Source organism: Bacillus sp. SRB3LM, assembly GCF_015712745.1.
In the GTDB taxonomy this organism is placed as follows: Bacteria; Bacillota; Bacilli; order Bacillales; family Bacillaceae_G; genus Bacillus_A; species Bacillus_A thuringiensis_K.
Genome location: NZ_VWVQ01000008.1, coordinates 361,721 through 374,524, shown reverse-complemented (window position 1 = coordinate 374,524; position 12,804 = coordinate 361,721). Strand labels below are relative to the sequence as shown.

Here is a 12,804-nt window from a genome sequence, read left to right as displayed (position 1 = left end):
ATTGGAGGGAATTTTCATGGGAGTATACGTTCTAACAGTCTTTGAAAAAGATGGTTCTAAAGCATTAGACGAATCATTCGAGGCGGCAACTGAAAAAGAAGCGAAAGCAAAAGGTGAATCTATTTTAAAAGAAAAAGGATTGTATGAGAAAACACATCGCTGCACATCTTCTGCAGGTAAGCTCGTTTTATTCCAGCGCTAAAAAAAGAAGCGTCATCCGCTTCTTTTTCACTCTACTATATCTTCGTCACACCACGTAAACACCACATCTAGAATGCGATTACCGATACGTACGCGTTTATTCCATTTACCTGTTTGGATCTGATGTTGCAATTCTGCTTTCATCTTTTCCGTCCAGTCGTGAATCGTTTCACTACCGTCGTACGGATATACGCTCGGAAACTCTTTCTGCAATAGATGCAAGCTCTCTGCATCAAAATGAAAATGGAAGAAGTAGTTTGCTGTAAGCGATGGTTCTTGTAATCGTAAAAAATGATCATCAATTTGCTTTCTATTTCTATAGAAAGTAAAGATATTCACTTTACCACTCGTAATTTGGTCAATTTGAATTTCGTGCTTCTCTATAATCACGTCTTGTCCACCTCGTTGTATACTATCTTTAGTATATATGTCTTTTGCAACAAAGTTAACCATTTTCGTGCGAAATTCATTTCCTTCATTATAATTCCTGTACCTCCATATGCAATCAGGATAAATAAAAACAAAGTTGAAGGGGAGCGATCACATGTATTTCGGAAGCAAAGGTTGGTATGTAAAAGAACTTAAAAAATTAGGTATCCGTACTTATGAAGGTAAAAAACTAGAATCTTATCGTACGCATGTGTTATCTAGTTTACTTGAGAGAATGAAGAAGGCTTCGGCTTAATTGATGTAGGAAGCAACTACGGTTGCTTCCTTTTTATATAGTGGAAAAAAAGAAATAATTCTATCTTAACGTTCTATCTTTACCGTTATACTCTCTTGATAAAAACCACCCATTATTAACTGAATCTCTATTACCAAATCTCTTTCTAGATAATCATTCGTACATACTTTAAATTTCCCATACTTATTAACCCGTCCGCTTCCAACATACATATCACCACTTGTTATGACAATTGTTGAATGAGGTTCTGCACGACCCAACACAAAATTATGACCATATTCCACAGAAGCTATCGTTATTTTTTGATGCATATTATTAATTGAACCTATACATTTCTTTTTACGCAAATTAGCATTACTTTCTTCAGCCCTCGAAAACGCTAGATTCCTGTTAATCTTTTCTGAAGACGAAGCAACATTCCCCAGCCAAATAAACCTATCAAATGTAGTAATAAGTAGAAACATCTACGCTAACTCCCCCATTCTTCCTTTCCCACATTAAAAACGTCTGTGTAATGCAATTAGAGCGTTCTTAAATCTCTCATACTTTCTAAAGCATAACATGAGAAAATAATAAAAAAATCGTACAAAAGGGCAAGCCTATAATGTACGATTGGGCATATATAACGTTTTAAAAATGAATTAACTTCCTTTCAATAGATACAGCTACTGCTTCTGACCTTGAATTAACACCTAATTTATTATATATATTTGTTAAATACGCTTTTACTGTTCGTTCAGCTATTCCCATATCGAATGCAATTTCTTTATTCTTATTTCCACGCGCAATAGCTTTCAACACAAACAATTCTTTTTCTGTTAAATTATTTTCTTCAACCTTATCATCATATACTTCTTTCCTTTTATAATTCACTATCTTTTCCATAATATTAGGTTGTAGTAAAATCTCACCTCGAATAGCCGCTTCCAATGTTCGAAACAAATTCTCACGATCCGTATCTTTTAGCAAATATCCTTTTGCTCCTAGCTCAATTCCCTTTAACATTAATTCATCTTCGTTATAAGTTGTTAATATAATAATCGGCGTATGATTTTGTTTTTTATTTAAAGCCTCAATTGTTTCTAAACCACTCATTTTAGGCATATTTAAATCCATTAAAATAACATCAGGTTTCTTTTTTTCTATGAAAGAAAGGGCTTCTTCTCCGTTTGCAGCCTCACCTATAATTTGAAATGAATCACTCGTTTCTATTATTAATTTCAGACCTTCCCTTACAACGAAATGATCATCCACAATTAATACGTTATACTTCATCGCTATCTCCTTCATTATTAATAGGTACTTGAATACACACTTTCGTACCCTTCATCTTTTCACTCAATATATGTATTTCTCCATTAATCAATCGAACTCGCTCATTTAAGCCAATTAAGCCGTAATGTCCAGGATTCTTACCGATATATCCAGTGTCAAAACCAATTCCATTATCTTCAACTTCAATAGTAAGTTTTTCAAGGTTATCACTATATTCAACTTTCAAATTTACATCTTTTGCCTGTGAATGTTTTGCGATATTCGTTAAACATTCACTAATTACATATAAACAATGTTCCTTTACTAATCTTGAAATATGCGGGGGACTTTGAATAGTAAATCTCACATGTATAGACGTAGCCTCAGAAAAACGTTGAACTTCTTCCTCTACAGCTTTATTAAATGAATTAGTAGTATGACGCAAATCATCAATAACCAGCCTTGCGTCATGTAAAGTTTGTCTCGCTCTTATCATAGTTTGTTTCATAATCTCTTGCGATCGCCCTGTATTCCCTTTTTGCATATGGGCTTCTATTGCTTCCAATTGCATAATTAAGCTCGCTACACCTTGCGCTAACGTATCATGTAAATCCCTTGCCATTCGTTGCCTTTCATTAGCTAATGTCAATTCTTCTACTCTCATATATGCAGACTCTAACTCTTGAATGTAGCTCTGTATACGATTACGTGCATCATATTGCTGCTTATTAATATAAGAAAAAGGAATAATAATTGCTAGTACTAAAAGGAACATAGAGATAAGAATAGCTACTTTATTCACACCATAATTCATACTAATCGCAGTACAAAATATGGCATACATGAGAGTGAAAACCGCCATTACTTTAAATATATTGTTATAAACATATAAACTTTGGGCAATTAAAATAGGGGTTAATCCAACAAAAATAGCTATTGAACCATTTGGTACAATAAATGCAGCAAGAAACACAATGAAGAGTTGTACAAAAAAGAAATACAACAATTGTCTATTCTTTAATGAACTTGCATACCAATGAAAGATAGTATGAATAACAATAATTATTGTGAAGAAGAAACTATCCATTGAGAGAATATTATTACGAAATTCTAAAAGCATTGAAGCTATATATACGAGTGTAATCCATAAAACAATAAACCTTCTTGGAATAAATACCGCTTCCAATACATTTGTATCCACGTCTATATTTGAATTCATTTTTTTCATATTCGACCTCCACCATTATATTATACAAGATGCAGCTTACATTTTGATAAAGTGAAACTTTAATTAGTGGGGCTTTCTCCCATCCCCATTACAGAATACAAATATGAAATATTGCATATCGAAATGCATTGATATAATTGTAAGCGCTCACTATAATAAGCGTATAAAGATTTATTGTATCTTACCATTAAAAAAGGAGGCACTCATATGGAAATCGCAATGGCAGTTTTAAAATTTGTAGGTGGAGTAATTCCATTAGTTCAAGAACTTTTAAAAGCATTCATGTAAGGTTATCATTCAGCAATTATCTATAATAATTATCATACAAATGATCTGTATATCAAAAGCAAATTGATATACAGATCATTTGTGTGAGAAAACTTTATACGAGAACTATGTAACCTAGTAGAACAATAATAATGCATCTATCTCAAGTTAGAAAAAGACGCTCACAAGAGCGTCTTTTTCTTATATTACTACGTATTCAGAAGAAACCGATTTTATCAAATAGATAAACGAAGAATTTCTGTTCCCTTTTATTTTTTGATAACCAAATAATCACTCCAACCAAAAATGCTATAATTAATCCTATCAAACCAAGGGGGAACATTTATCGTGCACGGAAAACACATTCAATTTCACAAGTTTGGCAACCCAAAAGATGTATTACAAGTTGAATATAAAAATCTAGAACCACTAAAAGAGAATGAAGTTTTGGTCCGTATGTTAGTTAGACCGATTAATCCATCTGACTTAATTCCAATAACCGGAGCGTACGCTCATAGAATTCCTTTACCTAACATACCTGGTTATGAAGGTGTTGGTATTGTAGAAGATGTAGGTGCGGGCGTTACGAGAGACCTTATCGGTAAACGTGTTTTACCGTTACGCGGAGAAGGTACTTGGCAGGACTATGTGAAGACGTCAGCTGATTTTGTAGTCCCTATCCCTGATTCCATCGATGATTTTACAGCGGCGCAAATGTATATTAACCCTCTTACGGCGTGGGTTACTTGTACAGAAACGTTAAACTTACAGAGTAATGACGTTTTATTAGTGAATGCTTGTGGATCCGCTATTGGACATCTATTTGCGCAGTTATCACAAATTTTAAACTTCCGATTAATTGCTGTTACAAGAAATAATAAGCATACAGAAGAATTACTGCGCCTTGGTGCTGCATATGTAATTGATACTTCCACTGCCCCGCTTTATGAAACTGTTATGGAATTAACAAACGGGCTCGGTGCGGATGCTGCAATTGATTCTATCGGGGGATCGGCTGGAAATGAATTAGCTTTCTCCTTACGTCCAAACGGGCACTTTTTAACGATCGGTCTTCTATCAGGAATACAAGTAAACTGGGCAGAAATTGTCACGAAAGCCAAAGTACACGCGAACATATTTCATTTACGACATTGGAATAAAGAAGTGTCACCATATAAATGGCAAGAAACGTTTCGTCACTTAATTCGCTTAGTAGAAAATAAGCAATTGTGTTTTATGACGGTACATTCTACGTATGACTTAGCAGATGTGAAAGCAGCAGTTGATGTTGTGCAGTCCGCTGAGAAAACGAAAGGGTAACTAACTGTTACGATTTATTTAACCAATTATAACGAAAGTTAATTAAATATATCAGTAAGCCCTGCTAGTCAAGTGATTGGCTAGTAGTGAGGGTTAACTGCGGGCAATCCCTAAAGCTGATTGAACTACAACGTGGCTAGAAATAGCGAGCGTGAATGTCGCGAAAGCAGAAAAAATCAATCAGATCGTGCAAGGTTAAATCCTAAACACTAGAACAATGGGTCTTCCGCCTCGAATCATCTAAGTCAAAATGGATAAGATGAACGTTCAACGACTATCTCGTATAACTGACGAGAGTACATCACAAGCCTATGGTGGTGGAAAAATCCTCTATCTCTAAGTAGATAAACATATAGTCTGCGCTCATGTGAAAACATGAGAAGTTCATAAGAGAACTGGCTAAGGAATTGCGCCCTTAGTTGAACGAGATACATTTAATTAAATCTATCAAACCTCATTGAATATATCGAACATATGTTCTATGTTAGATTCAATGAGGTAAGAATAATAATGAAATTTTCACGAGTTAGTCAAGTATCGGAATTAACAGGTTTGCATCCGAGTGGTCTCAGGAGAATGCTGGTGGAACACGCTACGATTCAGAAGAACAAATCTTTCATTAAAGGAGTTACATTCTGATGATATTGGCGAAGAAAGTTAGACTGATTCCAACGCCTGAACAAGAAAAAGTGCTTAGAAACCATGCTGGTGCTGCAAGATTTGCTTATAACTATTGTAAAAGAATGAGTGATAGATATTATAAGCTATTTGGAAAATCTGTTTCACAGTTAGCTTTACAGAAACGATTTACAAAGATCAAGAAGCGAAAGAAATATGAGTGGTTAAAAGACATTAATGCACAAGTTCCTAAACAGGCTTCAAGAGATTTTGATGCGGCGAGAAAAAATTCGTTCAAAAAGTACAAAAATGGTTCTCACACTTCTTATAAATCCAAAAAAGATGTAATCCAAGGATTTTATGCTAATTATGAAAGACTGATTATAGGAAAGAAAGTAGTTCACATTCAGTCTATTGGAGAAGTGAAAACAAGCCAACAACTACCAAGAAATAAAAAACCATCCAATCCAAGAGTTACCTTTGATGGTCGTCACTGGTGGATTAGTGTAGGGTTCCAAGAAGACTTTGAATTACAAGAACTAACGAATGAGTCGATTGGTGTAGATGTTGGTTTAAAAGAGCTTTTTGTAGCTTCTAATGGTATGAAAGAACGAAATATAAACAAAGATGCCAAGGTTAAAAAACTTTTGAAAAGGAAAAAGTCAGCACAAAGAGATATGTCTAGGAGATTTAAAAAAGGTGCAAAAATTCAATCTGCCGGATATGAAAAAGCGAAAGCTGAGCACCTGCGGTTATCTAGGAAAATTACGAATATCCGAACTAACCATATCCATCAAGCAACAGCTAAATTGGTGAAAACCAAACCAATCAGGATTGTTGTGGAAGACTTATCTATTTCAAACCTGTTAAAAAACAAAAAACTATCGAAAGCATTTTCATTTCAAAAATTAAACTTCTTCTTTCAATGTTTGTCATACAAGTGCGAGAAGTACGGCATTGCGTATGTAAAAGCTGATAAATGGTTCGCTTCAAGCAAGATTTGTTCATGTTGCGGCGTAAAATACGACCATTCAGTTCAACCAGAAGGACAGTGGAGTTTAAAAATACGTGAGTGGTGTTGTGTTTCATGTAATAGCCATCACGATAGGGATGTAAATGCTACGATAAATTTATCAAGATGGGTAAAATAAATGCTTGATAATAGGAGGTAACGATACTGCCTCGTGTGGAGTGTTATACCCCTCGTCCCTTTGGGGCTGCGAGAACACTTTGAAGCACTAACTTGTGTAAATTTGATTGAATTGTATAGATTTAGTTAAGTTTATCGTATCGGAAAGTGTTTTTGACGAGTTATTAAATGCAAAAGAAGAAGTCTTTTGCATTTACCTTTTAAATAGACTAGATAGTACGTTTAGCAGTCTATAATTGTAATTTTTTGGTACAATTATATTGAAAGGTGAAAGGAGCTTCTAACATGTGGCTAATTTCGGCAATTTGGCCTATTATACTAGTCGGGGGGATTGTAGTATTTGTAATAAAAAGATTGGAACATAAATATAAGCACGGCAATTTGGGTAAGAAAAAATCAAATGAGGCTCAAATTTTATTAGACAGTTTAATACCAATGGCAATGCTTTTAGGGTGTTTGATCGGTATTATTGTCGGCATATTTTCTCCTGATTCTTTACTACTTTCAATTAGTTTAGGATCCGGAATAGGCTATTTATTTGGATTTTTCGCCTATGAATTTTATAGCAAGACAGCAAAAAATTTTTGTTAAGCCACAAGGAATAAGCGGGACAGTACATAGTGATCATATAAAATATGTAACTGTCCTTTATTTTTGCATCAATGTTATCAATTTTTCTTCCACATCCTATACACCTTTTTTATTGATGTTTCTCTCCTCTTTCTTTCGCATATCCGCTTTTTTGTTCTTCTCGGCTCTATAACCAAAGTAAAGTAGCGCACATGTAGTAATAGAACCTACAATGTATCCTAAAAAGCCTCCTAACCAAAACATAAAAATCGCCCCCAATCCATTATAAATTTTATGTAGTAGACATCTGTAAACCGCTCTCGGTACCTCGGTTTTTTATTACAGATTGGAAAATCCCCTTAACCATTCCATCCATGAACATTCTGTCTTCTCTATTTTGATTATTATCTATAAAGTTATTTATACCACTAATTCTTCCATTATCTCAAATAACAACTTTATTATAAAGTTTGCACTCACATTACATATATGTAGCATCACTGTTTCTTTTTTCATCTCGCCCTTACAACTGGAGTTTACTTCTATAACTTAAAAACAAAAAACCCCCTCAAAGCATAAACTTCAAGGGGTGAGCCTGTTTTTTATTTACTTATATACGTACAGCTGTACCACTTACAGCAACCATTAACATTCCATCACGAACAACTTCGTAATCTACGTCAACACCAACGATAGCGTTCGCACCTTTTTGTTTTGCAAGTTCTTTCATTTCATCCATTGCGATATCACGAGCTTCTTTTAGCTTGCTTTCATACGAACCAGCACGACCACCGACAACATCACGAACAGAAGCGAATAAATCGCGGACAATATTTGCACCCATAATAGCTTCACCATTTACAATATCGATATACTCAATAATTTCTTTACCTTGAATTCCAGACGTTGTTGTTACAATCATGACTGACACTCTCCTATAAATTATAATTTTTGATTAGCTTTCTTATATCTTTATTATGACATGGAAAAAGTAACTAATCTATTGAATTACCTTACAGGAGTGTGACAATTTTGTAATAATAAAACGCGCTTTATGTTTCATTTTAATAAAGCGCTTTAATATTGGGATACATAAACGATTCTCTATTTTCTTTCCAATCCTTTTCTACTTCTTTAAAAGTTGGTCGCCCTAATTCTTTATTATTTTCATGTTTACTAAACCATTTTTTCACATACTGATCTCCATTTTTATTTTGAACTGTACAAAGGAAACTATTACTACTATCCTTTAATATTTTTACAATCACGAATAGACACCTCTTCCCTGCTCAATATCATAATAGGACTTGATCTTTTACTATAAGCCCTTCCTCTCTTATAGTCATACGACTCCTCGGTCGCGCCAAAGTTGTAAGATCAAAAATAATATTTACTTTGTTTACATTTTATTTAAAGAAATCAGAGTTATAAGCATTATGCTTATCAAATATTTTATAGATTTCTAACTTATCATCTAATTTTGCATCTACTAAAATTAATATATTGCCATCGTAAATGTATTCTTCATACTTTTTAGCATGTTCTTCTGGAATTCCTAATCCTATAAATGCTCCTATTAAACTTCCAGCTCCTCCGCCAATACCGGCTCCTCCAATAGCTGCTGCGATTGGTCCTGCTGCTACGATTGGACCCATTCCAGAAACGGCAAGTATACCAAGACCTGTTAATAAACCACCGAGTCCGCCTGCTACTCCTCCAGCTACGAGCCCTGTCGCTGAAAAGATATCTGCTTTATGTGCAGTTTCGCTATTCACTTTTTCACCCGATTTTTCTTCCAGATGTTCAATTTCCTTTTGATCCTTTGCAATAGCTGAAATGTTATTTGCTGAGTATCCTTTATCATTTAATTCATTAATAACGAGTGCCGCATCATCAATTGTTCTAAAAACACCTACTATTTTTCTATCTACATTCATAACTATTAACCTCCTAAAATTTTATATAATGTATCTTTATTTTTCTTCATTTCTGTATACACTAATCTTCTTATTAACATAACCATTTACGAAAAAAGCGAATAGTAAAAGCACTACAAGTGAACTACTTAACAAGTAAATTAAATCAAATGTAATATTAATCATCATTTCATTCATGTATACCAGGCTCCTTTTTATTTAAAGTAAAAGTATATTTTGATAGACTAATCTACTAAACATAGACATCTTACAATTCATCTTCAGTTAATCTCTTTGTAGTATATGTATACCCTTCCTAACCTTTTCTAAACGTAAAAAAACTATAATTATATTTTTCTTATTTATATGTTTAACATTTTTTAAAACGGGTATGTTTATATTGTTATGCTTACTATATGGAAAGGAATATTACGATGAATGTCATTCAATCTACTACTATTTCTTATAATGAAACACCTACAATAACGCAGATTCATCATTTTTATGCTTTAATGACAACATTTCAAACGAATGTATTTATAGGTAAACATGGAGCACTTACTTCTATTAAAAACTTAAGCACATTAGTATCCTTTTTCCTTACTGTCAAAAAGAAAGAACTTGTATTATTTATCTTTGAAGGAATAGATGCAAAAAAAGCTTTAAGAACACTTTTTCCTGCTTAAAAGTTTTATGATCCCCCTATTCCCTCGATTGTTACTTTTCATATATAGTTTTATATTTCAACATGATTTCCTCTATGAAAAACGAACCCCCTAATACAATAGGGGGATTTCTAGTTTGGCCTTACGAAAACTGATATAATATATATTACGTTTTCATTCTTTACGATTGAAAACTTTTAATAATCTTGAAGGTAGGAATTTTTGATGAAATCGAAAGCAAAATTTAGTATTCGTTACAAAATTATGGCTGGTTATTTAGTTATCATTTTGTTCTTACTTATTTCTTTCATTATGCTAAACAATGAGATTTCCAGTTTACAAAAATCTCGTAATTTTATTATTGAGCACGATTTTAAAGTTCTTAATTTAACGAATCAAGTGGAGAAAGATTTACTCACAATTGAAAATAAAACGAAAGGATTTATCACTTCTAATGATGTAAATTACGTTCAATCCCTTAATGCTGCGGAAAAGGATTACGAAAAACATTATCAAGATCTTTTCTCATTATTAGAGGATAACCCATCTCAGCAAGAAAAATTAAAACAGATTAACGAAAACATTACTAGTTGGATTAATAAAGAGATTCACCCACTCATTACAAATAATAATAGTAATAATGTACAAACAATCGACACGACTCAAATTCAGTCCTTACAGTCACAGGTAACTAACTTCCGTAGCACTGAGGAGCAATTAACGAAAAAAAGAGCAGCACAATTAGATACTGAAAATAATAAATTAGAGATTTGGTTATACAGTTTATTGTTCTTACTTTCTTGTATTTCTATTATCATTTCACTCTATATTTCGAATTCCATTACAAAAACGATTAAAAATGTAATTCAAGCTATTAAATCCATTTCTTCTAAAGAAAAAATTACGGAAAGAATTCATGTAAACACACGTGATGAAATAAAAGATCTAGCTCACACAACGAACCACTTACTAGACGAAATATCGAAAAGAGAGTGGTTGCAAACCGAGCTTGCAGAATTAATTTTAATGTATCAAGGTGTATCTTCTATTGAGATGTTAGGTAACAAAATTCTTAGTGGGGTTATACAAAAAACGCAAACTTCTTGCGGTGCATTTTATGTTCGTGAAGAAATTGAAGACACTGTCTACTATGTGAAGAAAGCTTCTTTCGCTGGTCAAGGTCCTGATGTTGGAAAACAGTCTATTAAAATGGGTGAAGGTTTCATTGGACAGTCTGCTTTAGAAAAGAAAAGTTTTATTCTCAGGGATATACCTGAAGAATTCCGTTACGTTACTACTGGATTATTAGAAATACGCCCTAAAAACCTACTAGTCATCCCTATCTTATTTGAGGATGAAGTAATTGCAGTAATGGAGTTAGTAAGTGTAACTGAGATTTCAGACTTGCATCAAGATTTAATTCAACAAACTGTTGATAATTTAGGTTTGACAATCCATAGTATTATGGGACGTATGCGAATTCAAACTCTTTTACATGAATCACAAGCAATGACAGAAGAGCTGCAAGTTCAATCAGAAGAATTACAAACGCAAGCTGAAGAACTACAAATGCAAGCCGAAGAATTACGAACAACGAATGAACAACTAGAGTCTAGAACGGAAGAGGCGGAGCAAAAGACAGCTGACTTACAAATTACTAAATCAGAATTAGAAGAAAAAGCAAGTGAGTTATTACGTAGCTCAAAATACAAATCTGAATTTCTAGCAAATATGTCACATGAATTACGCACACCGTTAAATAGTATTTTACTATTATCTGAAATGTTAAAAGAAAATCATGATAATCATTTATCCGACGATGAAATTGAATTAGCAACCGTCATTCATTCATCAGGGAAAGATTTACTTACTTTAATTAATGACATACTAGATTTATCGAAAGTAGAAGCTGGGAAACTAGATGTAATTTTTGAAGCAACAAATATAAATGACATGGCAGCAAGTATGCATCAAAACTTTTTACATATAGCTGCACAAAAAAATGTCGAATTTACGATTGAAGATAGTGATACAATTCCTGATTTATTTTATACAGATGCAAAACGGATTGAACAAATTATTAAAAACTTATTATCCAATGCATTTAAATTCACGGAAACAGGATCCGTTTCTTTACATTTCGATTCAATAAAAACAACTAATTTAAGTCCTGATATGCAATCTATCAGTAATGATTGGATGAAAATTTCGGTAAAAGATACTGGTATTGGTATCGCTAAAGAACAGCATCAACTTATTTTTGAAGCCTTTCAACAGGCAGATGGCGCAACGATTCGGAAATATGGTGGTACAGGCTTAGGATTATCTATTTGTAAAGAATTTGCTAGATTGTTAGGTGGTTGGATTACGTTAGAGAGTCATGTAGGAGAAGGCAGTACTTTCACTGTATATATTCCTAACCTTCCAAATGGATTACATGATATACAGTTATCCAATTTAGAAGTTGCAGCAACGATAGAAGATGTTATTCCTGCTGAAGTTGCGGAAGAGACTATCGTGACTCCAGAAACAAATAACGTCTTCCAAGAGAAAACTATTTTAATTGTCGATGATGATCACCGAAATATATTTGCATTACAAAATGCATTAAAAAAACAACATGCCAACATTATTACTGCACAAAATGGTATAGAGTGTTTAGACATACTAAAAAACAATACAAATATTGACCTTATTTTAATGGATATTATGATGCCGAATATGGACGGTTATGAAACGATGGAACATATCCGAATGAACTTAGGGTTACATGAAATACCTATTATCGCATTAACTGCGAAAGCAATGCCAAATGATAAAGAGAAATGTTTATCTGCTGGTGCTTCAGATTATATAAGTAAACCATTAAATTTACATCAACTTTATTCGGTAATGAGTGTATGGTTAATAAAATAAGTGAGGTTTAGTTT

Annotated in this window: 16 protein-coding genes and 1 pseudogene; 8 read left to right on the top strand and 9 right to left on the bottom strand. The window is 33.3% G+C overall.

Annotation, left to right across the window (positions count from 1 at the left end; genetic code table 11):
* Positions 1-16: 16 nt before the first annotated feature.
* Entirely contained in the window at positions 17-202 is a 186-nt protein-coding gene (locus F3I02_RS08910) for a YhzD family protein (protein ID WP_000539547.1), read from the top strand.
* Between the two features lie 26 nt (positions 203-228).
* Here F3I02_RS08910 and F3I02_RS08905 read toward each other — a convergent pair whose 3' ends face one another.
* On the bottom strand, positions 229-591 hold the full coding sequence (locus F3I02_RS08905) for a hypothetical protein (RefSeq protein WP_000582785.1): 363 nt from the start codon (positions 589-591) through the stop codon (positions 229-231).
* A gap of 154 nt (positions 592-745) precedes the next feature.
* Here F3I02_RS08905 and F3I02_RS08900 point away from each other — a divergent pair, with 154 nt between their 5' ends.
* Positions 746-886, top strand: a complete 141-nt coding sequence (locus F3I02_RS08900) for a YflJ family protein (protein WP_000273536.1) — start codon at positions 746-748, stop codon at positions 884-886.
* Between the two features lie 65 nt (positions 887-951).
* Here the strand turns inward: F3I02_RS08900 and F3I02_RS08895 are convergent, their stop codons facing one another.
* The 3 genes from F3I02_RS08895 to F3I02_RS08885 all read right to left on the bottom strand — a co-directional run bounded on the left by F3I02_RS08895 (position 952) and on the right by F3I02_RS08885 (position 3,368).
* On the bottom strand, positions 952-1,350 hold the full coding sequence (locus F3I02_RS08895) for a hypothetical protein (RefSeq protein ID WP_000479289.1): 399 nt from the start codon (positions 1,348-1,350) through the stop codon (positions 952-954).
* A gap of 166 nt (positions 1,351-1,516) precedes the next feature.
* The gene (locus F3I02_RS08890) at positions 1,517-2,161 is read right to left on the bottom strand and encodes a response regulator (protein ID WP_074594325.1); all 645 of its coding nucleotides are present in this window, start codon (positions 2,159-2,161) and stop codon (positions 1,517-1,519) included.
* Positions 2,151-3,368 carry a sensor histidine kinase gene (locus F3I02_RS08885; RefSeq protein WP_000738695.1) on the bottom strand — a complete coding sequence of 406 codons (1,218 nt, stop codon included), beginning with the start codon at positions 3,366-3,368 and terminating at the stop codon, positions 2,151-2,153. Before F3I02_RS08885 ends, F3I02_RS08890 begins: the two co-directional genes overlap by 11 nt.
* Positions 3,369-3,471: 103 nt before the next feature.
* Here F3I02_RS08885 and F3I02_RS34635 point away from each other — a divergent pair.
* From F3I02_RS34635 to F3I02_RS08870, 4 genes and pseudogenes are all read left to right on the top strand, one after another.
* A pseudogene (locus F3I02_RS34635) lies at positions 3,472-3,656 on the top strand (hypothetical protein).
* 327 nt (positions 3,657-3,983) lie between these two features.
* Entirely contained in the window at positions 3,984-4,955 is a 972-nt protein-coding gene (locus F3I02_RS08880; protein ID WP_196477841.1) for a zinc-dependent alcohol dehydrogenase family protein, read from the top strand.
* Between the two features lie 638 nt (positions 4,956-5,593).
* Positions 5,594-6,724 carry an RNA-guided endonuclease InsQ/TnpB family protein gene (locus F3I02_RS08875; RefSeq protein ID WP_000599318.1) on the top strand — a complete coding sequence of 377 codons (1,131 nt, stop codon included), beginning with the start codon at positions 5,594-5,596 and terminating at the stop codon, positions 6,722-6,724.
* Positions 6,725-7,008: 284 nt separating this feature from the next.
* Positions 7,009-7,314, top strand: a complete 306-nt coding sequence (locus F3I02_RS08870) for a hypothetical protein (protein WP_000266257.1) — start codon at positions 7,009-7,011, stop codon at positions 7,312-7,314.
* A gap of 96 nt (positions 7,315-7,410) precedes the next feature.
* Here the strand turns inward: F3I02_RS08870 and F3I02_RS08865 are convergent, their stop codons facing one another.
* The 5 genes from F3I02_RS08865 to F3I02_RS08845 all read right to left on the bottom strand — a co-directional run bounded on the left by F3I02_RS08865 (position 7,411) and on the right by F3I02_RS08845 (position 9,407).
* A complete protein-coding gene (locus tag F3I02_RS08865) occupies positions 7,411-7,557 on the bottom strand; it encodes a hypothetical protein (protein WP_000498642.1) in 147 nt (48 codons plus the stop codon).
* 346 nt (positions 7,558-7,903) lie between these two features.
* Complete coding sequence (locus tag F3I02_RS08860) at positions 7,904-8,215, bottom strand: YbjQ family protein (protein ID WP_000637511.1); 312 nt, start codon at positions 8,213-8,215, stop codon at positions 7,904-7,906.
* 142 nt (positions 8,216-8,357) lie between these two features.
* Complete coding sequence (locus tag F3I02_RS08855) at positions 8,358-8,561, bottom strand: DUF4028 family protein (RefSeq protein WP_000635853.1); 204 nt, start codon at positions 8,559-8,561, stop codon at positions 8,358-8,360.
* Positions 8,562-8,699: 138 nt separating this feature from the next.
* Positions 8,700-9,230 carry a general stress protein gene (locus tag F3I02_RS08850; RefSeq protein ID WP_001100093.1) on the bottom strand — a complete coding sequence of 177 codons (531 nt, stop codon included), beginning with the start codon at positions 9,228-9,230 and terminating at the stop codon, positions 8,700-8,702.
* Positions 9,231-9,266: 36 nt separating this feature from the next.
* Positions 9,267-9,407 (bottom strand): hypothetical protein, encoded by a 141-nt coding sequence (locus F3I02_RS08845; RefSeq protein ID WP_001004571.1) that lies wholly within the window; start codon positions 9,405-9,407, stop codon positions 9,267-9,269.
* Positions 9,408-9,643: 236 nt separating this feature from the next.
* Between F3I02_RS08845 and F3I02_RS08840 the strand changes: the two genes are divergently transcribed.
* Both F3I02_RS08840 and F3I02_RS08835 read left to right on the top strand, forming a co-directional pair.
* Positions 9,644-9,895, top strand: coding sequence for a hypothetical protein (locus tag F3I02_RS08840; protein ID WP_001100943.1), 252 nt, complete (start codon positions 9,644-9,646; stop codon positions 9,893-9,895).
* Positions 9,896-10,099: 204 nt separating this feature from the next.
* Positions 10,100-12,790, top strand: coding sequence for an ATP-binding protein (locus F3I02_RS08835; protein WP_196477840.1), 2,691 nt, complete (start codon positions 10,100-10,102; stop codon positions 12,788-12,790).
* The last annotated feature ends 14 nt before the right edge of the window (positions 12,791-12,804 follow it).